The following is a 22,442-nucleotide window of genomic DNA, read 5'->3' on the forward strand; positions in this document are numbered from 1 at the left end:
TTACCGACAAACTTATTTTAACTGCTGGTTAATCATATGTTTTTAATTCCAATTTTGTGTATTGGCAAAACAGATAAACCAGGTTGAGCTAAATATCATGAAACGACACGTTAATGGGATAAAAATCTCACCTATATTTACGGGTGCGATATTACTTACGTCTGTTCTGCCCGCTTGGGGCCGGGATTATTTTGATGCCGGGCTGCTAATGCTTGATCAAGAGCAGTCTGAAAAAGTGGATTTGACTCAGTTTGAGACTACCGATCAGGTGCCTGAAGGGGCCTATCTGGTGACGATATTTGTTAATCAGATTGAGCGCGGCGAGCAAACAATCACTTTCCAAAAAGGTTCGCGGAATAAGGTTGAGCCACTCCTCACGCCCGCGTTACTGAATGAGTTCGGCGTGAATACCAGTGCACTGCCGACATTCTCAAATTTACCACTGGATAAGCCAGTGGAGGATTTGTCCGCCCTGATTCCTCATGCGCAGGTGCAATTTTCGCTGGCCAAGTTGCGGCTGGATATCAGTATCCCCCAAGTCGCAATGCAACCAAATAGTAGCAATCAGGTTGATCCCTCATTGTGGAATCAAGGTATTCCGGCATTTTTGCTGAATTATAACGTGAACGGCAGCCGCAGCCGACGCTCTTCCCAATCAGACTTGGGAACATCAGAGCAAACAAGCCTCTTTGCCAACTTACGGGCGGGGTTGAACTTTGATGCCTGGCGTTTACGCAGCCTGATTACCCATAGCCGGAATACGACGAATGGTGATAATCGTGCGGGTGAAAGTACGCAGGACACCCAGTTTATCAATAGCTACCTGCAGCGGGATATCCAGCCTTGGCATTCTGAAATATTGGCAGGTGAAAGCAGCAGTGGCGGGGATGTTTTTGACAGCATTCCGTTCCGTGGCGTCAAACTTAACTCAACCGAAGAGATGTTGCCCAACAATCTGCGTGGCTTTGCTCCGGTTATCTCTGGTGTTGCGCAAAGTAATGCGAGGGTAACCGTGAGGCAGAATGGCAACATTGTGTATCAAACCTATGTTGCACCAGGCCCGTTTACGCTAAATGACTTGGGGCAGAGTGGTTCTTCAGGTGATTTGACAGTAACGATAACTGAAGCTGATGGCTCCGTTCGCACCCAGACTGTCGCCTATTCAACACTGCCGGTAATGTTACGTCCTGGTGCATTTAAGTATGAACTGACCAGTGGGAAATATAATGGCAGCACCACTGTTGGCTCTCAGGAGTCAACTTTTGGACTCGGCACTTTGGTTTATGGCTTGCCCTATAATCTCACGCTGTATGGTGGTGGACTGGTCGCGGATGATTACTTCTCAAGCGTGGTGGGGAGCGGGTTGTCTTTAGGGAACTTTGGCGCATTGTCTGCGGATGTCACTCAGTCGAACGCTAAGCTGAAGGACGTGGATGACCGGCAAAAAGGGGAGTCATATCGGTTGCGCTATGCCAAAAATATTGCCAGTACCGGCACATCAATTGATGTCGCGACTATGCGCTACTCGACCCGAAATTATTACAGTTTTTCCGATGTTAACAACAATGGCTACCAATTACGCGACGATCAGTTGCCCTGGTCACAAGACCGTAAGCGCAATAGTTACCAGTTACGTTTGTCTCAGAATATGGGGGATTTAGGATCGCTATATATCTCTGGGATGCGGGATAACTATTGGGACAACAGTAAGGTCAATAACAACCTTACTGCGGGCTATAGCAACAGCTACCACGGGGTGACTTACGGCATGAATTACAGTATTGACCGCATTAAAGGGGACAATAGCTGGCCGGAGAACAGACAGTTATCCATGAACGTTCAAGTACCATTAAGTTTATTGAGCGGTTCATCACTTGCTAACCGTAGCTTCGCCAGTTATCAGATGACAAATAACAACCAAGGTAGTGTTCAGAATCAGGCGGGTATTAACGGAACATCAATGGATGACCGTCTTTCTTACAATGTGACACAAGGCTGGTCTAACGACGGCAGCAGTGACATGGGGTCGGTGAATACTGGTTACCGTGGCAGCAAGGGCATGGCGAGTATGGGATATAGCTATGGTAGTGGCTACCGCGCGGTGAATATGAATGCCAGCGGCGGGGTGGTGGCACATGCCGACGGAGTCACATTGAGTCAACCTTTGGGCGATACCGTTGCATTAGTCAGTGCACCAGGCGCCAGAGGAAGTAAGGTGATGAGCGGCAATAATCAGGTGGACAGTCGTGGTTATGCAGTGGTGCCTTATCTCTCAAACTACCAGCGCAATAATATTAGCCTGGATCCGGCAACCCTGCCTGAGGGGGTTGACATAACGCAGTCAAGCCAAAATCTCTACCCAACTAAAGGTGCAGTGGTTAAGGCTAACTTTGCAACACGCGTCGGTTATCAAGTATTGGTTACTTTGAGTAAAAGTGGCGGATTAATCCCTTTCGGTGCCGTGGTTGCCGTTGAAGGTAGCGCGGGTGAAGAGCCGAATACCAGCATTGTTGGAGATGCAGGGCAGGTCTATCTCAGCGGGCTACCAGAAAGTGGTCGTCTAAAAGTGAAGTGGGGGGGGGATACTAGCCAGCAATGCAATGTAGCGTTCAATTTGGCGAACACTCCAGCCCCGTCAGCGGCTAATCCGATACGTCATTTGCCATTACGTTGTGAGGTTTAACATGTTGAGCACCGAGAATTCACTCAATAGAGGGGTAAACACCGTGACAGATAAAATAAGCACCACTGGTTTTACGCGGTTACGAATAGGGCTTTGTCTGCTGTCGTTGGGCGTTATTATGCCATTACAGGCAGCTATCATTGAGATTGGTAGTGGTAGCCAACAATGGACAGGCCCAGCCATTAATCAGAATATTTCCACCAGTTTTGGTGACTACTATATGACGCTCAATCCAAATTATGGTCTTGTTGCCATCACGGGGGCGGGAATTCCTGAAACTTTGGGTTGCGTTAATAACACCGCCTTAAGTGATGTTGGTGGAATTCAAGGGTATAAGATTGCTCAAGGTATTTTTTTGGTACCGCAGGCATCTTTCACTATGAATTATCAGTTAAATGCTGGCTCATCAGAAACCATGAGCGGAACTTTTAGCAATTCGGGAGTCCAGGGGATAGTCTCTGGATCTGGAAATGCTGCTGCAACCCCTGCAAATTCTGCCTGGTGTTTATCACCCCGGGCAATCTCGACACCCTCTTTTTTCGAGGAATATAGCGTCCGCAGTGGATCAATAACGGGCGATTGGGTCATTATCACCGATGGGACCCAGCAAGATGGAGTATACCCCATTCCTGAGATGTATTTTAGTAGCAGTGCAATATCGAGTGCTACGAAGGCAAGTATTCTTACTGGCTATCAGGTTAAAGTTTCCACACGGCAATGCTCGATCAATATTAACAAATCGATCAACTTTGGCGAAGTAGAACATAATTCGACTTTGGGGGCTGAATTAGAACTAGTGAAGGATAGTCTGGTGGTGGGATGTACCCAAAATGGCGCTAATCCTGCCGCTAATATTAATATAAAATTTCAGGCTAATTCAGGGCTTTATGATGGTGAGACGACTCGATTATCCCTCAATGAGGGAGGCGGCTATATCACAGGTGAAATAACGGGAGTTACAGGAGCTGGAACATGTAATCTCACGCAAGGTCTGAAGTTTAATGGTGAACCAATGAAATTAGGTTCAATTAATGCGGGTGAATCTAGCGAAGTTTTCTCAAATGAACTCACCTGGCGACTATGTTCCGGTGGCGACACATTACCTGTTGGTAACGTTACCGCCTCGGCAACTGTCGATGTTATTTTTAATTGATAGCCGAATAAGTCTAGTGAACATATATTATTATATTTAATCTACAGTATATAAAAATATTCTAATTTATAGATAAACAAGTAACTGGAGTGGTGGCATGTTGGCATCAGCATGCCGGGTTGTATTCTTGTATGAAAATCCTTCATTGAGGATAAGAAGTTATTCTCATCGAGACTGTCAGTAACATATTCATTAGAAATTTGAGTATGGAATACCTTAGGTTTAGACGACCTGTATCATTGAATCGGCCTAAAAAACTATTTAGGCCACTCAATTATGATAGAGATAATAGGCGAAATGAAGAGATTCTGAGCTTTAAAATAACAGCAACACAGTCTGATTTTACACTTGAGGAATCTTGATTTAATCAATTAAAACAAAAAGTTAACTCTTAATTCAATTTGATTAAGACTATGTTTCTTTCTTTTGAAAACAATAAGTATTAAATTTATATCACGTTTTAGATATCGGGAAACTGAGGCACTAACAATGAGCGAAATTATTATGGATAGGAAAGTGAGACGACGTTTTTTATGTAAAGATGTTAACGCTGGCACCAGAGGTAAACTGGCTTTAGGTATTATACTTGTTTTTATTGGTGCAATGGGAATGCTATTTGCAATTACTCAATAGTTTAGTCAAAATCCCGGAGCTGGCAAAATTTCATCAATGTTATTTATTTCATGTTTTAAGATGGATGTAAGAGTGAAATGTTATGACATCCATCTTTATTACGCCATAGATACACCTTATTTTCCTAAAAATGATATGCATACTATGTTAATTAAAACAGTCAAATTTCCACTATCACTAAGCCATTCTATCCTGCTGTGAGCCTATCTCTGCAAATAATCTCATTCAGTCTCTAAAATTATTACCCAGAATCATAATGTTTTACTTAACCCCCGATGAAATGGATAAATGAGTTTTTAATTTAGATTGTGGGATTTTAGTATTAAATGTAAATATTTGTTTTTATTGTTAACCTCATCTATCACATATTAAAAAGAATTAAAATAGGGTATATCGTCTTTATAGTGCGACATAATGCCTCACTTTATGATGAATATTTAAACATGATATCATCATTACTTTAAAACAAAATGACTTATCATTAAAAATTGAAAATATTTTCAATATCATTAAATTCTTGTTTTATTTTTTTAATATGTGCTCTATGTTTTAATCGTGGATTGGCCGAGAGGTTTATCCATGCTGAAATCTTAAATTATATTATCTAAATTCTATTGAAGGATATTCCTATGAAAAAGATTAACGTAATTATGCTCGCTGCAACCTCAGTATTATCAGCATGTTCCTTTTATGTATCAGCCGCTACGGTTGATGTATCGAAATTGATGAAGGATACAAGTTACACACAAAATACGTCCATGACCTCAGACTTGATGTTGATTAAGCACGGCGGCCATGGTGGTGGTCATGGAGGGAATGGTAACGGAGGCAACGGTAACGGCGGTAACGGCAACGGTGGTAATGGTAACGGTGGCAATGGGGGTAATGGCGGTAATGGTAACGGTGGTAATGGCAACGGCGGCAATGGGGGTAATGGTGGTAACGGGGGCAATGGTGGTAGTGGTAATGGTGGTAACGGCAATGGGGGGAATGGTAGCGGTGGGAATGGTAACGCAGGCAACGGAAGTATGTAATAACGAATCCCCCCTTATTGGGGGGATATCAATTACGCCTGGGGAATTAATAGCCATAGATGAAAGATAAATACATTGTTAAACAATGGTTAAACAAAGGTTAAGTTAATTTATATTTTATGTTGAACTAAGCAATTTTGTAATCTATGTTTCATTTTATATATATACGTGACTGATTAAAATGAAAATATTACAGGCACTACCTCAGCATAAGAAGCTAACTATCATTACTTGGGCTAGGATATTTGCAATATGTAGTCAACTTCTATTAAGTGTTATTTTATTTAAAGGAAAATCAAACTACATCTATTCATTTGTATTCCCCATTGCTATTATTTTATTTTTATTGTTACTCAGTATTGTTGTGACATTATACAGAATGAGGCTTCCTTCACCACTAGAAGAAAGAGAACTTGTTGCTCAGATTTGTATTGACTTACTTTTATTTACTCTCTGGGAAGAGTTGAATTTCCATGGTGAAATATTAAGTGTTTCATTTTATCTTCCAGGAGTAGCAATGGCCTTTGCTATTCTATCTAATAAAAATATTGCATTTATAGTGATTTACTCGGCTATTTTATTTTATATTTCATCTAAGTTAACATTATCAAATCATCTCGAAATTACACATAGACCTAAAAGTATAGAATACTATGCTCCGTGGGTGAGTTTTTTAATGTCCACATTTATTATCATTTTCTTTATAAAAAAGATGAATGACGTGTCAATTGAATACAATAATGATTTAATTCGCTCAAAAGAGTATCAAAAACAGTCGGATATAATATTTTCTTTTGGTCTGCAAGCCGCGTCTTCTGCCCACGACATATCAAAACCTATATCAACAGCGGTTCTGGCCTTAGAGGAAATTAAGCTATTTAAACCAGGGGAGCGATCGGGTAAAGAGTTTGATGAGTATTTAAATCTAGCCTTGGAACAAGCAAAAGAGTGTACGAAAAAACTAGCTAATATGTCATTTTCATTAGGATTTAATGAGTTTGAAAATGAAGAAGCTATCAACTTATGTTTATGGCTTGATGGCGTATTTGGTTCATTTAAACTTAAGTGCAATAAAAATATAATTTATAAATTACCCAACACCTGTGTATATATAAAAAATGCTGGCATTCTTCATGCTATTATTGTTAATTTACTTGAGAATGCTAATTCGGCTATTCCCAGTGACAATGGTTTCATTCAATGTGGTTGTAAGATAGAGAATGGTAATGCAATTATAAGCATAACTGATAATGGATGTGGTATACCAAATGATTTAATCAACCTCCTGGGAAAACAACCGGTAAAAAGCACAACCTCTGGATATGGTATTGGCTTGATGTTAGCCTTTTCTAATGCAGTCAGAATTGGTGCTAAAATAAAACTATACTCAGATTATACCGGAACAACAGCCACTATTAGGGTGAGATTGTTATGATGGAAAAGATCTTAATTCTGGATGATGATGATGTATTTACTAATACGCTATCAACAATTCTGCTTAGAAAAGGATTCTTTGTTAATGTAGCAACCACTGGAGTGCAGGCCGTCAGAATGGCCGAATCTACTCAGCATATGTATATTGTGATAGATCTGCAGTTGAAAGATGACTCTGGGCTAGCATGGGTTTCTGCATTAAGACATCTTAACCCATTATCTAGAATTTTAATTCTGACAAATTACTCTAGTATCACTTCAGCCATCATTGCGTTAAAAAAGGGGGCTGATAATCTTCTGCAAAAACCAGTGAGTGTGGATAACATTCTATTGAGTCTTCGTAATGAAATACCAACATTAAAAAATGATAAGGGTAGCCCATTTACCTACCCCTCACTAGAACAAATGGAATGGGAGTATATAAATAAAGTTGTGGATGATCATCTTGGTAATATTTCTGCTTCGGCAAGAGCGTTGAATATGCATCGACGAACATTACAACGCAAACTCTTGAAAAAGAATATTCCTAAACCTTCATAGAAATGATTTATGCTAGAGAGGTAAATTTCAATGTTTAGTTTACTGGCCGAAACTTACTGTTTTTCTCAATAACTATTTCTGATAATTGCCTAATTTGTTCATAGGCAGCGGCATTCCCCTGTCTGAACTGGCCCATTTGTTCAGGTATGGCGAAGAACGTGACAAGGGGAAGTTAACCCCCTGAGCACCTATACTCGACGGTTTTTGTATCATTGCGTTTTTAACAGCAAAAAACCGAGCTTAATGACCCGGTCGGTTTATTTTTAATCCTACAGTTAGTATTAGAAGTTATATTTAACGCCCAACATTACCGCAGTATCACTGTAACCTTTGTTGCCGATTTGCTGGGCAACATTACCCCACAGGTTAACTTTTTTATTGATTTGGCCTTCAATACCCACTTTTAATTCACCGATATTGGCGGCCCCATCTTGCTTCACTGTCACGTTATCCATAGTGACACCAAAGTCTTTAGTATTGTGGAGCCAGTTAGCTTCAATAAATGGCTGGAATACACGATCTTTGCCTTTATCCTGACTGCTATAGTCATTCATAAAGGCTTTCACATCCTGACCCACATTGAGGCCGGCACCTTGCATGATAAAATCACGCTCGGTATTGATAGTCGCGTTATGACTGACATTGATACTCGCCAGCGGCCCCAGTACGGTTTGGCTGCGCTGAATCGCACCATTATCACTGCTGGTAGTGATGTGATGGGAAATAGTGGCGGGCGCTGTTGGTTGAATAATGAAATTAATTGCGGCTATATGGCCTTAATGGAATAACTATCTGAAGCAAAGTCATTTATTGGAAAGCAAAACCGAAGGTTATTGAAGTCGCAGGCAAGCGGTACACCGATTCTAATGAGCGTCATTTGAATAAGTGTCTGTAGCCCGCTGCGGCTTCAAGGATGGCGGATATTTAGGCTATTTCTGGATTCACCCATGAAGAACCTGATAACACGCCACCATCAATGGTAATCGCTTGCCCGGTCAAATAGGCCGAGGCAGACGAGCTTAAAAAGAGTACCGCGCCAATCAAATCATCTGGGTTACCTAAACGCCCTTGCGGAATAAAGTTCTGGAACCATTTTGAGCGATATTCGTCATCCCACAAGGGGCGTGTAAATTCGGTTTTAATAAAACCAGGTTCAATCGCATTAACTTGAATATTGTCACCCACCCATTCGCGGGCCATCGCCTTGGTTAATTGGCTGACGGCTGCTTTTGATGCGGCATAAACAGAGATCGTATTGAATGCATGTTTCGCGCTAAGTGAGCTGATATTAACGATTTTACCGCCACCCTGTTTCGCCATATAGGGTTGGACGGCTTGTGCCAAAAAGTAGACGCTACGTAAATTAATATCAATGATTGCATCAAAGTCTTCAGCAGTGACATCTTTGATAGGTTTTCTGCGATTGACACCGGCACTGGTGAGCAAGACATCAATCTGCCCCAGTTTGTCATACAGGGTATCGACCAACTGTCGGCAAGCCGCGACATCACTCAAATCAGCGGTAATCGATAAGGCATTGCCTCCTTCAGCTTCAATCGCTTCTTGCACCGGTTTGATTCGTGCGATGTCAATATCGTGTAATGCCACGGTAGCACCAGCATTTGCCAGCGCCTTACTCAGCACACTGCCAATCGCTCCGCCTGCCCCAGAAACCAGCACCACTTTGCCCTGTAAAGAAAACAACTTATCAATAATATTACTCATAGATACCTTCAGATAGTGGCCTGCTGACGCGACTGCCAGCATTGAAATAAAATGTTAAACGCCGTATTTCCACGGGAAGCTATAATTCAACGGCACGGGCGGGATCAATAATCCATTCACTCCAAGAACCTACGTAGTGTTTGGCATCCCCCAGACCGGCATGCGCTACAGCCAACAGATTCTGTGCCGCAGTGACCCCAGATCCACAGTAAAATATTGTGTGCTCAATCGGCACATCCCCCAATAAGCGGGTGTAATGTTGGTGTAACTCTTGTGGTGAGCGAAATTGCCCATTGCTATCGAGCGTGTTCGCACGGTCAGCCAACCTGGCGCCAAGAATGTGACCACGAACGGGATCATGATAGACCCCCCCGCCATGGAATCCCTCTTGCGAGCGGGAATCAAACACCGCCCACTCAGGGTTCTGGCGAACGTTATCGACCTGCGTTACGTTCGCAATATAATCAGGGCGCTCTTGCGCAACGAAGGTGGCAAAAGCCGGTGTCGGGATCTCGATGGTGGTTGGGTAACCGGACTTAAGCCATAAAGGCCAGCCGCCATCCAATACCGCCACCGCATCATGTCCCAACCAGCGCAACATCCACCATGTTCGTGATGCAGCCATCAATCCCCCGCTTGCGTCATACACAATAACTTGGGTGTTGGGGCCAATTCCCCACTGAGACAGTGTTTTTGCAAACACATCAATTTGTGGCAGTGGTCGCCGGCCGGTATGCCCTGGAATGACGGTGCCAGATAAATCAGTGGCCAAATTTGCATAGTGAGCACCGGGGATGTGCCCCACCAAGTACTGACTTTGCCCCCAACTTTCATCATCCAGCGTGAAACGTGCATCCAAAATGACCCAATCGGTATCATGTAGATGTTCAGCTAATTCTTTGGCAGAAATTATTGTTTTGTATGTCATAAAACCCCCTGGTAAAAATAACGGGTCTGCGCTTATACCGGCAGGCCGGGTAGTGGAATATGTTCCGCAATCAACCCCTGCGTTCTTAAGGCATGCCAAAATGCTGTTGGAATAGGGAGCTGAAAACTCAATGAATTTTGCGTAACTTCAGCGAATCTGGCGGGGCCGTACAGCACACTGGTGACGGCACTGAATCCTAACGGAAATTGCAAGGCGGCGGCCGCGAGTGGCACCGCAAAGTCAGCCGCGACGGCTTGCAGTTTTTTGACTCTATCAGCAACAGAAACCGGTAATTTGCCATAGTCATAACGTGCGCCATCATGGATGCCGGTCGCCAAGACACCGGAGTTAAATACGCCGCCAATGACAATACCGGCCCCTTGTTGTTGCGCCCGCAATAGCTCGTCAGCGTAGATCTCTTGCTCCAGTAAGGTGTAGCGAGACGCGACCAGAAACACATCTAAGGGATAGCGATCCAGAAAGCGGTTAATCATACCCGGCTCATTAATTCCAGCCCCGAACGCGGCAATCTCACCGGCTGCTTTCAACTCTTCCAATGCCCTGAAGCCGCCAGACTCCAGCTCTTTTAACTTGCCAAGTAACGCTTGCTCATGGGGGAAATAGCCAGTATCTAAGTCATGGATATATAAAATATCGACTTTATTGATCCCCAATCGCTGTAGGCTGTCTTCATACGAGCGCAAGATGCCGTCATAGGTGTAATCATGGACATGATCAAAGGCCAGGCCACCTTGCCAGGGTGCTGTTTGGAAGGTGTTACGCGCGCGAGGCGCTAGCAGGCGTCGGCCTACTTTGGTTGACAGCACATAATCGTCACGATGCTTTCTATACAGAAATCGCCCGGTTCTATGCTCTCCTTGGCCGCGCCCATACCAAGGTGCGGTGTCATATAAGCGGATACCACTATTCCATGCGGTTTCTAGCGTTGCTTGCGCATCCTGTTCAGTAATTTCTTCGAACAATTCGCCGAGTGGGCATGTTCCTACCCCAATGGTCGGTATTTGAAACCCTGATCTTCCCAGTGGCCGTGTGTTTTCTAATCCCATTATTTCACCTCGCGATACTTAATCTCTCTCGGGCAGAACTTGCTGCGCAGTGGCCGCTGACAAATAGGCCGCCTCAAGCAAACCATAGGTTAATAAACTGTCCCGCCCCGACGTCTCCGGCTCGCGATTCTGGCGCAAACACTCAATAAAATGGCGTTGCGTATGCACCACGCTGTCCTGAATCTGTTTCCATGGCTCACTCGTCCATGAACGCGCGTCATGTTCGATCTTTTCTTGCCGGGACTCACCCTGGGTATGGAGGGTTAGCACCTGATCGGCGCCAATTAACAAGGTGCCTGCGGTACCTTCAATCTCGACCAATGTTTGTGGGAAGGGGTCTGGATAGCGTTGTGAGGCATAGCTGAAATCGAGCACTGTCGTTGCGCCATTCTCATGTGAGAGCAAGAGGGTGGCAGCATCTTCACCGGCAATACCCACCTTGATTTGCTGCGTGCGGCAAAACACCCCCTGAACCTCGCTAAATAGGAATCTCGCCAGATCCAATAAGTGGATCCCGACGTCCATGATCATGAAACGTTTAACTTTTATCAGATAAGGTTGGTTCGAATAGACATCAATGGCGGTTCGCCAGGAGAGCCGGCCAAAGGTTAATTCGCCCAATTCACCACGGTCGATAATCTTTTTGGCGGCCCTGAATACATTCTGAAAGCGAAAGTCCTCATGGACCATCAGCGGCACATTCGCGGCTTGCGCCATGGCAACCATCCGTCGGCATCCCGCAAGGTCGGGCGCAAACGGTTTTTGCACAATCACCGCAATATGGTGTGACACCGCAATGCGAACCAAGGCTTCATGGGTTTCCATCGTGGTGGGAAGATCGACAAAATCTAATGTTTGTGCCGCCAACAGCGCATTAGCATCGTCGGTATAATGCGCAATGCCGAATTTCTCTGCCGCTGCTTTGGCTTTCTCAATATCCAGATCACATACCGCGACAATGTCGACATCTTCAATATCTTTCCAACCGGCCAGATGATTTTGGGCAAAAAAGCCACAGCCAATAACGGCCCCTTTCAGTTTTGAAGTCATTTATTTAATGGTCTCTGATAACTGATTCTTGCGACCGCATAGGCATCCAGACTGATGCCCTGACCAATATCCCGTGCCTCACTTGCCTGGCGGAATAGCTGTGGTGATAGTGCGGCCTGCTCACTGTGAGCAACATCCAGGATACGAACCTTTACAAGATCCACATCTGCCACCGTGACATTCACCGATTCACTGGCAAGATTGGCAATCAACAAGATGTTTTCACGGTTTTCCTGCCAGCCAATAACGGCCAGTTTTTCATTGCTTGATGTCACCTCAAGGCGCGGTTTACCACTGGCGGAAGCCAAATCAGCCACCACATGAAATAACGGATACACGCTACCTTCACTCTGTTCATCCCACCACTGACGGGCATAGCGCTGTTTAGTTGAAATCACGCCAAACGGCCCGGTCGGTGCCGCCAGCACCAAGCTATTAATGCCATATTTTGCGATTACGGCGGCGTAGCCAACATGCCACGCCGCAGCAAATAGGCCGCGCTGGCGAGGATCATTCGCGGCCAGCCCCACGCGGGCAGAATTCGGATTAGCGATCGGACCCTCGCCATATGGGTTTAACCGCGCGCCAATCCCAATCGGGCCAATGCGATATGGCACATTGCCAGCGATGTGCCGGGCGGAGCGAATGATGTGTGGCAATGACTGCAAGGTTTCTATTACTGAGGCATCATCCGCCGCATGAACGGTGGGTGTTGTCGCATGTGTAATAAAATCAAATGCACCAAGAGAAGGGCGCTTGCGGTTGAATTCAGTAAAGAATGCAGGGCTTCCGCCCCCTACCGGAATACCAGGGAAGGCGTTTTTAGCTTCAGCATAGATAGTGGTATCAGTGGGGGATGGTGGGCGAACTTCACCGGGCTGGAATGAGCGTTCATCCGTTTTGGCGAAAATAGCCACTGATACCGGCGAGATGCCAACATCTTGCAACAGTTTTGCTGCCTGTGCTATCTCCGGTGCCGGGTCATGGCTGGCGGTTAACAGTAATTCAACCGCTACCGGCAACTTCGTGCGGGAAGCCAGTTGGCTTGCGGCGGCGAGATGTTCAATATTGTGTGACGAGGAGGGGTCATAGCGCAGCAAAAAATGTACCGGGCCAATATTGGCCAGTTGTGATGCATAAGCGATAGCCTGTGCACTCTCATCAGCAGACAGCCCCAAGCCAATGGCTGGCATGGATTGTTGGGTTAGCGCGCCAACATCCACGCGGGCAATGGGTGCCGCATCAATGACCGGTTTATCTGGTGATCGGTTGGTGTTGTCGCTGATATGAATGATGACTGATTGATGCAAAACCTGCTCTGGTAGCAAGCGATAGGGATAAGGCAAACCAATCGGGCGGCTGTATATCTTAAAAGAGGCATCCGACCAATTGCGATGGTCTTCGGCTTCAAAAATATCACCATCAAATCGAGTGATAACGGAGAGATTCTCAATTGGCCGATGGGTAATTGCCCGAATATTGAATATAGGTTGCCCAGGGCTGATGGCATCAGGGATGGTTAAATCGGTACTTTCTCCCGCCGCATGTTCGACATGAACGGTGGTACCGGCAAACCCGACCAAGGGATACAGTACAACAAAACCGGTACGGTTGGTTTCAAAAGAGGTGTCGGCAGCAATACGGGCGCTTGCTGACAATGTTCCATCGCTACGGCCTGCAAAGTGGATATTGACCCTGAGTTGTTCGCTGCCATTAACGTAATGTGCCTGATAGTTCACTTCAAAGGTATCATCACTCTGATGAATATCCAACCCACTAATCTGCGGTTCTGGCGTTCCCCATCCCGGAGTGCGAACCAAGAAGGTCACCGCCCGCAAGATTTCTACGCCATGCCAGCGAATCCAACGTAAAGATCCATTGTCAAATTCAGCGGATAAAGAGGTTGCTGATAGCGTTTGTTTGGCCGCCTCGATGGCAGAGGTGCCGGTAAGGAAGACAGCTCTGCTCATCTTTTTTGCCTTTTGATGAAAATATCAAATGTCACGGCGGCAACAATAATGATGCCGATCAGCAACTGCTGTATGTATGGGGATATATTCAGAATGACCAGTCCGTTTAACAACACACCAATCAGCAGTGTGCCAATTACCGTTCCCCAAATACTGCCGGTTCCGCCATACAAACTGGTGCCACCAATAACTACCGCCGCTATCACATACAATTCATACTGGTTACCCGCCACGGCTTCTGCCGAATTCAGGCGCGCGGTGAGTAAAAAGCCGCCCAGCCCGGCGAATAATCCGGTTAGCGCATAAACACTGGTCACCACGCCTTTCACATTCAGGCCACATAAACGTGCCGCTTCAGGATTCGATCCAATGGCATAAATGGAGCGGCCATAGCGGGTATAGTGCAACGTGAGTGAGGCAATAATCGCGACCAGCGCAAAGACGATGACTGGCACCGGAACCGGGCCAACCATGCCACGCCCCCACCAACCAAAGGCTTCATCAACCCCACTGACCGGGCTGCCATTACTTATCATCAGCGTTAGCCCGCGAAATACGGTCAGCCCGCCCAAGGTCACGACAAAGGCGGGTACAGTCAGGCGGGCAATAATCAATCCTTGTAATGCGCCCGCTAGTCCGCCGGTGATAATTGCGGCCAATGCTGCCCATTGCCAGGCAATTTCCCGTCCATCAGAGAACAACATAAACTGGCCTTCAATACCGCCTTTGGCGACTACCGCGGCGACCATTCCCGATAAAGCGGCAATCGCCCCGACGGATAAATCAATGCCACGGGTCAGAATAATAAATGTCATTCCCACCGCGATAATGCCGTAGATAGAAACTTGCCTGACAATATTAAAAAGATTGATTGATGAGAGAAAACGCGGAGCCAATAACGTAAATAGCGCCATCAGCAACACAAGAAAAATAAGTGGGGCATAACGCGCCAGAAGAGCTTTCTTCTTATTGCTGTTTTGATTTTTAATCAGGATTGTCGAGCTCATAGTCATATCTCTAATCCAATAAATTAATTCACACTTGCGCAATAGGGCGCGTCATTAATTGCATAACGTTTTCTTCATTCGCTTCCTGTGCCGACAACTCCCCGGTCAATTGACCGGCGCGCAGAGTGAGAATACGGTCACTGACGGCAAGGACTTCAGGTAAATCCGAGGAAATCAGAATGATAGCGACACCCTTTGCCGCCATATCACGTAGCAACCGGTGGACATCCGCTTTTGCGGCAATATCGACGCCGCGCGTCGGCTCATCGACAATCAGCAGCGCCGGGTGCTGAGCCATCCAACGTGCCAGTACTACCTTTTGCTGATTGCCCCCTGATAAGGTGGCAATATTGGCCCCCAAACTGACGGCGCGCAGGTTTAGCTGTTTTTTAAAATCAAGAAAGGAAATCCGTTCACGTTGACGATCAATAACGTGGCGGGTCGTGCGTAAAGGGGAGTAGATAATCGCGAAATTCTCTTCCACCGTCAGCGACATAAACAAGGCTTGCTGCTTACGGTCTTCCGGCACCAGACCAATACCGGCAGCAATTGCATCACGGGGAGAGGCCGGGTGGTAGACTTTGCCCTTAATACGTAATGTCCCGCTTCCTATTGGGTCTGCGCCAAATAACAGCCGGGCAATTTCAGTTCTTCCGGCCCCTACCAGCCCGGCAAAACCGACAATCTCACCCGCCCTGACCGTAAAGCTGACATTACGTACGGTGACACGTTCAGCTCCCGTCGCTGCACTCGACAGGTTTTCGACTTCCAGAATATTGCTACCTGTAATATGACTCGCATTGCGGTCGAACTGCGCTAAATCGCGCCCTACCATCAAACGGACCAGACTCTCAATAGAGACATCTTTGACGTCTCCTTCTCCGACCAGCAGACCATCTCTTAACACGCTGTAGGTTTGGCATAAGGCTTTAATTTCTTCAAGGCGGTGGCTGACGTAAATAACAGCCACTCCGCTTTTAGCAATGGTACGTACCACCTGTTGTAATTTATCCACTTCCGCTGGACTTAATGCCGCGGTTGGCTCATCCATAATAATTAATCGGGGCTTGGAGGTTAGCGCCCGCGCAATTTCAACTAACTGCTGTTCAGCAATGCTTAATTCAGCAATCTTGCGTAAGGGATTGATAGTCACGCCAAGTAATGCCAATACGTGGCGCGCATCTTTCACTATGGTGTTCCAACGGACAAAACCAAATCGATTCACCGGCAAATGTCCGGTGAAAATAGTTTCGGCCACCGTTAAATCAGGGAATAGACTAAATTCCTGATGAATAGTTGTAATACCCGACTTCCAGGCATCAAGTGGTTTATTAAATGAGGTCGTATGACCTTGCAAAATAATAGTGCCGCCATCAGGTTGGTGCACGCCACTTAATATATTAATTAGTGTTGATTTACCGGCCCCATTTTCGCCTAATAACGCTCTTATTTCCCCCGCCTGCAAAGAAAAAGAGACGTTATCAAGCACCATCTGACCAAAAAATAATTTGGTCAGATTCCTGACACTAATATATTCATCTATTTCCCGATTGATTTCCGGAGAATCGGGTGGTGATGAGAGTGATAACATAGCGGACGACATTATTTTACGAGCCCGATTCGTTCTGCATCATTAAGATTTTTGCTGGTAATTGCGACAGGGCTAACCAAGACATCTGCTGTTGCCGGGCGAGCACCTGTACGGATGTAATCGGTCAGAATTTTTACTGCCTCTCGGCCTTGTTTCCCAGGGTACTGATCGATTGTCGCGGTGAGTACACCGTCTCGTACTGCCTTTAATGCATCAGTTGAACCATCGTAACCAAAGATAGCAATCTTGCCTTTTAAGCCTCGCGCTTCAACCGCTTGGGCGGCCCCTAACGCGCTGTCATCATTAGCTGCGACAATAACTGTTGGGGTCTCAGCCAGGCCAGTTAACAGATTTTCTGTAACAGATAAGCCTTGGTCACGGTTAAAGCGTGCAGTTTGCTCGGCGACAAATTTGTAAAGTTCAGGCTGCTTATCCAACGTGTCATGCACGCCCTTATTACGATCGTTTGCCGTTTTGTCGCCCGGAATGCCCTGTAAGTTAATAATAGTGGCTCCTTGAGGGAATAATTTTGCTACTGCTTCCCCTTGACGCTGTGCACCAATCAAATTATCTGCGGCTACATTGGCAATAACTTCGGGCACCCCATTTACCGGGCGGTCAATGGTGACCACGGAAATACCTTCTTTAATCGCATTACGTAATACGGGAGCCAGAGCGGTTGCATCGGCTGGGGCAATAATAATGCCATCAACCCCTTGAACAATTGCTGCTTCAATATCGGCAATTTGTTTAGGTGCGCTTAATTGGCCATCAGAGCGAATGATTTTTATATTACCTAATTTTTTAGCTTCATCTTCAAGTTGCTCTTGTAGAAAAACAAAATGAGGAAAACTGTATGTTAATGCTGAAACTAAAATCGTCACCGGAGCGTCTTTGCCTTTCGGCGCAGCATTAGCTGACAATGCAAAGGTGCTCAGTGTGATAGCTAATGTTGTTATTAAATAAGTTATTTTGCGCATAAGATAGTACTTCCCCGTTATATAAAATTATCTAATATATAGTTTTTGGAAAAACAACATGAAAAGAGTGGTTAATTACACTTATTGTGAGTCTTCTTGGTGAAATAATAGGATTTGACTATATCATGAGGATGATTATTTGAAATGGCAGTTCTACAGAATAATTTCGTCTTTAAATATGCGAAAAATAGAATATCAATTTCAGCAAATAATTAGCCAAAGAATATATTGATAATATGACTGTCGAAGAGCGACTACCTTGCACAGGCAGCTAAGATATTAAAATAAGTCAGGCCAGCATGTTAAAATTATACCGGTCGGCAACGGCGAATATTGTTTAAAACCGGTATGGGTCGTGGGGCAGCTCTGAGTCAGGGAAGGGTAACACTGGCGACTTGAAATCCGGTCTGCTGCGGGGCAGATAATCAGCATGCGGCTCAATATGCCGATATCTGATGCAGAGGACATCGTTTAAGAACACGCAGGTTCAGTCAAATAAACCACTGTTTACTGGCTATTGTCGCAGCGCCGCTGGCACCGTTAAATGCTGACGATGAAGCTTGCACGAAGCGCACTACGTCATGGGAAAGCGGGCGGCGCAAATAAGTTCGTATTTGCCGGATCAATGCTTCTAGTGGGAAACCCGGCATATCCATCACCCCGCCGCCGAGCACTATTGCATGGGGATCAAACAGGTTAATGCTGGTGGCAATGGCTTTCGCCGTCCGTTGCATAAACTGCACAATAAACGGCTGCCCAGAGGCATAGAGAAACAGTTCACTTAGCTCAAACTCGCGCGGCGTGCTGTCATACCATCGGCGTAACGCCAAACCGGAGCAGGTGGTTTCCAAACAGCCGTAATTGCCGCATCCACACTGCTTTTCATCATCTCCCATGGGGATATGCCCCAATTCACCTGCCACGCCGTGTGCTCCAGTCCAGGGGGCGCCATTCATCCAGATAGCAAAACCCATGCCGGTACCAAGATAAGCACCGAGGACCAATTGCCGCTCAAGTTGATGTTCATGTACGTCATAGGAGAGTTGCATATTAACATCACGCTCGAATTGAACCGGGCAGTGCAGCGCTGCACTCAGCTTATCGGCCAGCCCCGCCAGGTCAGTCGAGGTTAACGGTAAATTTGGCGTGGAAATAATGCTCTTTTTGTCGTTCTCTACCAGTGCCGGGAACCCCATGACCAGCCCTTGGCAGCATGCATTATAACGTTCAAGATATTGATGCAGTCGGGCGCTTAATCCAGCAACTAACCCCGAGACAATGACATCAGCGGTACGTAATTTCTCACAATGAAGCATCACGCCATCGCGTTTGAGTAAGCAAAAGCGGATATGGGTCGCCCCCATATCGACTCCGATCACCACGTCATATTTAGGCATGCTGTAACACCTCACTCTTGGCATGAATGATTTGTTGCGACATCAGCGCCCAGGCTTTATCGATATCAGAGGCATGATTGAACAGCCCGGAAGAGCCAACAATTAGCACATCGGCCCCAGCCTCAATCAGACGTTGGTAAGTTGCCTGATTACAAGAACCATCAATTTCAATTTCATAATTAAGCTGGTTTTTTTCACGCCAGGCTTTCAGTTCAGCAATTTTATCTAACATTTCAGGGATAAATGGCTGTCCGGCAAAGCCTGGGTCTACCGTCATGACGGTTATTTTATCTGCTTTATGAATGTAATATTTCATACTATCGACCGGTGTTTCTGGATTGAGGATCAGGCCGACTTTCATCCCTAAACTACGGATCTCCTCGATCAAGCGAAATGCTTGCCCGTTGAGGGTTTCTGGGTGCAGCGTGATAAAGTCTGCGCCCGCTTTTGCCAAAGGAGCAATGTAATCCTGTGGGCGCGTCACCATTAAGTGGCAGTCCAGTGGTTTGCTGGCGATACGCTTCACTTGGCTGACGAAAAAGGGGGACAGTGTCAGGTTAGGCACAAAATGGCCATCCATAATGTCGATGTGAAAATAGTCCGCATTTTGGTCAATAAATTCAATTTGCTCTTTAAATTTCAGCAAATCCATACACATCAGGGAGGGAGATATCTTCATTATCGAGTCCTTACTTACTGATAAGTCGGTCGAGGGCGACAGCGGCAATAATCAGGCCGCCCATCACCACCAGTTGGTAATAGGTTTGTACTTGGAGAATATTTAGGCCGTTATTGATGGTGCCTATAATCAGGCCACCAATAACCACTGAAAAGATGCGCCCCTTGCCCCCGAAGAAGCTGGTACCACCAATAATGGCACTGGCGATGGCATAGGTTTCAAACCCCATCCCGGCCAGAGGTTCAGCCGCGCCAAGGCGGGCTGTCGAAACCACGCCAGCAAGACCGGCACAAATACCCGAGATGATAAACACTACGAGCATGTGAAATTTCACATCAATGCCGGAATAGAAAGCTGAGTTTTTATTGCCGCCCAAGGCGTAGATATTGCGCCCAAGGCGTGTACGGGTGGTCAGAAACCAAAGCACTATGGCGATAAACAGGGCGAATAACACCGGTACCGGAATGCCTAACACACTGGCAGCAAAGAAATTTACAAACTCAAACGAGAAGCCATACACCGAGTTGGCATCAGAAATCACTAGGGTGATACCGCGAAAAATGGCATTGGTGCCAAGAGTGATGATGAAAGGGTGCAGGCCGGTCCAGTTGACCAGACAGCCATTAATGGCCCCCAGCGCGCCACCTACCAGCACACCACCAATCAGTGCTGCGAATATTGGATCGACCCCTGCCAGCATCAATTTTGCGGTAACCATGCCAGACAGCGCCAGAATCGCACCAACAGACAAGTCGATCCCCGCCACTAAAATGGCAAAGAACTCCCCCATCCCAATTAATACGGTGACCGAGCTTTGGACGAATATTTGCGTGATGTTATTGGTAGTAAGGAAATACTCCGACGAAATAGAGCCAAAGATAGCCACAATGATCGCCAGAATGAAAAAAGTGCCGTATTTATCCCAAAAAGCGGCGAAGTTAAACGGCTTTTTCCCAGCCGTATCCGATTTCACTCTTGTGGTAATGCCCATGCCATAATCTCCTCTTCGCTGATGTCATCACGGTTGGTCAGGATTTGCGTCAATCGTCCTTCACAAAACACCGCAATACGGTCGCAAACGGTAATAATTTCGGGAAGCTCAGAGGAGACCATCAGAATGACTTTTCCCTCATCTGCAAGGGTGCGCATCACTTTATAGATCTCGGCTTTAGCACCCACATCAATGCCTCGGGTGGGTTCATCAAAAATAATCACGTCGGGATGACAGCATAACCATTTAGAAATCAATACCTTTTGCTGATTCCCGCCAGACAGTTCTGTGATGTTTTGCGACACCGAATGGCACTTTAGTGCCAGTAGGCTGCGTTGTTCTTCGGCAATTTCCTGCTCAAGCTGTGGCTTAACCAACCCCATTGCACCTTTGTAACCCCCTTCTTTTAAGCTATGGCTGATAGCCATGTTTTCAGCGATAGAGAAATTGCTGAAAAAACCGTTTTCACGCCGGCTTTCAGTGATATAGCCCATGCCTTTTTTCAGTGCATCCAGCGGGGAGCGGGGGGTGATATTTTTGCCATTCAGCCAGACTTCGCCATGGCTGGTTTTGTCGACACCAAACAGGCAATTCATTAATTCGGTGCGGCCAGAACCCACCAAACCGGCAAACCCGAAGATCTCGCCCCGGTTGACAGCAAATGAAATATCGCGGACTTTTTTCTTATCGCGACTGGTCAGGTTTTTCACCTCAAACACCGTGTCGCGTACCACGTTGCCGGCATTTTCTTTGAAGGCAATAAAGCGGTTTTGTAATTCGCGCCCGACCATCAAGCGCACAATATCGTCGTTAGTGACATCCTGAATCATGCCGCTACACACACTGCTACCATCTTTCATTACTGTATAGCGATCGCAAATACGGCGGATCTCATTCAGTTTATGAGAGATATAAACAATGGCCGTGCCCTCCTTGCGCAACTGATTCATAATTAAGAAGAGATAATCTACCTCTTTATTAGTCAGTGATGAGGTTGGCTCATCCATAATAATAACTTTAGCATCGAGCATTAATGTTTTAGCAATTTCCAACATCTGTTTATGACTGATAGATAAATTAGCCACTTTTTCATCAAGGCTGACTTTTAACCCCACGCGCAATAACATTATTGCTGCCTGGATACGCATTTTTCTCCAGTCTACAATGTTTATACCGCAGACTTTTTTCGTCAGGTGACGGCCAATATAAAGATTTTCTAATACTGTCAATTCATCAATAACACTAAGTTCCTGATAAATGATTCCGATACCTAATTGCGCTGCCTGTTTATGGTCCAGTTTGTCGTAATTAATATCATTAATAGTTATTGAACCACTCGTTGGGGAATGAGTACCTGACAATACTTTCATTAACGTTGATTTACCTGCGCCATTCTCACCTAATAACGCATGAATTTCATGTGTGAAAACAGTTAAATCAACGGACTTTAAGGCATGAACCGGCCCAAAGGATTTGCCGATCCCCGCCATAGAGATATAAGGCGTGACCATATAATCACCTTAGTTTTTATTCCTACCGAAATCTACCCTTACCCGAGCTAACCCGTAAGAGGAAAGCCG

At 45.8% G+C, this 22,442-nt stretch carries 19 protein-coding genes and 1 pseudogene; 7 read left to right on the forward strand and 13 right to left on the reverse strand.

Translation table 11 applies throughout. From position 1 onward, the window contains the following. The first annotated feature begins 97 nt into the window (after positions 1 to 97). The 6 genes from Q2T71_RS04830 (at position 98) to Q2T71_RS04855 (ending at position 7,477) form a co-directional block, all read left to right on the forward strand. A complete protein-coding gene (locus Q2T71_RS04830) occupies positions 98 to 2,683 on the forward strand; it encodes a fimbria/pilus outer membrane usher protein (RefSeq protein ID WP_372558300.1) in 2,586 nt (861 codons plus the stop codon). 43 nt (positions 2,684 to 2,726) lie between these two features. Then, entirely contained in the window at positions 2,727 to 3,836 is a 1,110-nt protein-coding gene (locus tag Q2T71_RS04835; RefSeq protein WP_372558301.1) for a hypothetical protein, read from the forward strand. Positions 3,837 to 4,325: 489 nt separating this feature from the next. After that, positions 4,326 to 4,469 carry a hypothetical protein gene (locus Q2T71_RS04840; protein WP_372558302.1) on the forward strand — a complete coding sequence of 48 codons (144 nt, stop codon included), beginning with the start codon at positions 4,326 to 4,328 and terminating at the stop codon, positions 4,467 to 4,469. Positions 4,470 to 5,098: 629 nt separating this feature from the next. After that, positions 5,099 to 5,503: a hypothetical protein gene (locus Q2T71_RS04845; protein WP_372558303.1), complete on the forward strand. Its 405-nt coding sequence runs from the start codon at positions 5,099 to 5,101 to the stop codon at positions 5,501 to 5,503. Positions 5,504 to 5,684: 181 nt separating this feature from the next. Next, the gene (locus tag Q2T71_RS04850; protein WP_372558304.1) at positions 5,685 to 6,938 is read left to right on the forward strand and encodes a sensor histidine kinase; all 1,254 of its coding nucleotides are present in this window, start codon (positions 5,685 to 5,687) and stop codon (positions 6,936 to 6,938) included. After that, positions 6,935 to 7,477, forward strand: coding sequence for a response regulator transcription factor (locus Q2T71_RS04855; RefSeq protein WP_372558305.1), 543 nt, complete (start codon positions 6,935 to 6,937; stop codon positions 7,475 to 7,477). The genes Q2T71_RS04850 and Q2T71_RS04855 overlap by 4 nt, the downstream gene beginning before the upstream one ends. Positions 7,478 to 7,758: 281 nt before the next feature. Here Q2T71_RS04855 and Q2T71_RS04860 read toward each other — a convergent pair. Continuing rightward, positions 7,759 to 8,043, reverse strand: a pseudogene (locus Q2T71_RS04860) (autotransporter outer membrane beta-barrel domain-containing protein); the annotation flags it as partial. 27 nt (positions 8,044 to 8,070) lie between these two features. On the opposite strand from Q2T71_RS04860, the gene Q2T71_RS04865 reads away from it, so the two are divergent. Continuing rightward, on the forward strand, positions 8,071 to 8,265 hold the full coding sequence (locus Q2T71_RS04865) for a hypothetical protein (RefSeq protein WP_372558306.1): 195 nt from the start codon (positions 8,071 to 8,073) through the stop codon (positions 8,263 to 8,265). Positions 8,266 to 8,401: 136 nt separating this feature from the next. Here Q2T71_RS04865 and Q2T71_RS04870 read toward each other — a convergent pair whose 3' ends face one another. From Q2T71_RS04870 to alsA, 12 genes are all read right to left on the reverse strand, one after another. Beyond that, complete coding sequence (locus tag Q2T71_RS04870) at positions 8,402 to 9,202, reverse strand: SDR family NAD(P)-dependent oxidoreductase (RefSeq protein ID WP_372558307.1); 801 nt, start codon at positions 9,200 to 9,202, stop codon at positions 8,402 to 8,404. Positions 9,203 to 9,281: 79 nt separating this feature from the next. Further along, positions 9,282 to 10,130 (reverse strand): sulfurtransferase, encoded by an 849-nt coding sequence (locus Q2T71_RS04875; RefSeq protein ID WP_372558308.1) that lies wholly within the window; start codon positions 10,128 to 10,130, stop codon positions 9,282 to 9,284. A 32-nt stretch (positions 10,131 to 10,162) separates the two neighbouring features. Beyond that, a complete protein-coding gene (locus tag Q2T71_RS04880) occupies positions 10,163 to 11,197 on the reverse strand; it encodes an aldo/keto reductase (RefSeq protein ID WP_372558309.1) in 1,035 nt (344 codons plus the stop codon). An 18-nt stretch (positions 11,198 to 11,215) separates the two neighbouring features. After that, positions 11,216 to 12,247 carry a Gfo/Idh/MocA family protein gene (locus Q2T71_RS04885; protein ID WP_372558310.1) on the reverse strand — a complete coding sequence of 344 codons (1,032 nt, stop codon included), beginning with the start codon at positions 12,245 to 12,247 and terminating at the stop codon, positions 11,216 to 11,218. After that, positions 12,244 to 14,217: a hypothetical protein gene (locus Q2T71_RS04890; protein ID WP_372558311.1), complete on the reverse strand. Its 1,974-nt coding sequence runs from the start codon at positions 14,215 to 14,217 to the stop codon at positions 12,244 to 12,246. The genes Q2T71_RS04885 and Q2T71_RS04890 overlap by 4 nt, the downstream gene beginning before the upstream one ends. Further along, on the reverse strand, positions 14,214 to 15,224 hold the full coding sequence (locus Q2T71_RS04895) for an ABC transporter permease (RefSeq protein WP_372558312.1): 1,011 nt from the start codon (positions 15,222 to 15,224) through the stop codon (positions 14,214 to 14,216). Before Q2T71_RS04895 ends, Q2T71_RS04890 begins: the two co-directional genes overlap by 4 nt. A gap of 28 nt (positions 15,225 to 15,252) precedes the next feature. Continuing rightward, complete coding sequence (locus tag Q2T71_RS04900; RefSeq protein ID WP_372558313.1) at positions 15,253 to 16,827, reverse strand: sugar ABC transporter ATP-binding protein; 1,575 nt, start codon at positions 16,825 to 16,827, stop codon at positions 15,253 to 15,255. Next, on the reverse strand, positions 16,827 to 17,795 hold the full coding sequence (locus tag Q2T71_RS04905; protein WP_083159721.1) for a substrate-binding domain-containing protein: 969 nt from the start codon (positions 17,793 to 17,795) through the stop codon (positions 16,827 to 16,829). Before Q2T71_RS04905 ends, Q2T71_RS04900 begins: the two co-directional genes overlap by 1 nt. Before the next feature lie 491 nt (positions 17,796 to 18,286). Further along, positions 18,287 to 19,192, reverse strand: coding sequence for an allose kinase (gene alsK, locus Q2T71_RS04910; RefSeq protein ID WP_372558314.1), 906 nt, complete (start codon positions 19,190 to 19,192; stop codon positions 18,287 to 18,289). Then, on the reverse strand, positions 19,185 to 19,871 hold the full coding sequence (gene alsE, locus Q2T71_RS04915) for a D-allulose 6-phosphate 3-epimerase (RefSeq protein ID WP_372558315.1): 687 nt from the start codon (positions 19,869 to 19,871) through the stop codon (positions 19,185 to 19,187). The genes alsK and alsE overlap by 8 nt, the downstream gene beginning before the upstream one ends. Positions 19,872 to 19,881: 10 nt before the next feature. Next, positions 19,882 to 20,862, reverse strand: coding sequence for a D-allose ABC transporter permease (alsC, locus tag Q2T71_RS04920; RefSeq protein ID WP_049605299.1), 981 nt, complete (start codon positions 20,860 to 20,862; stop codon positions 19,882 to 19,884). Further along, entirely contained in the window at positions 20,841 to 22,373 is a 1,533-nt protein-coding gene (gene alsA / locus Q2T71_RS04925; RefSeq protein WP_372558316.1) for a D-allose ABC transporter ATP-binding protein AlsA, read from the reverse strand. The genes alsC and alsA overlap by 22 nt, the downstream gene beginning before the upstream one ends. Positions 22,374 to 22,442 lie beyond the last annotated feature (69 nt).

The sequence above is a fragment of the Yersinia sp. 1652 StPb PI genome, assembly GCF_041538345.1.
Lineage (GTDB): Bacteria > Pseudomonadota > Gammaproteobacteria > Enterobacterales > Enterobacteriaceae > Yersinia > Yersinia enterocolitica_E.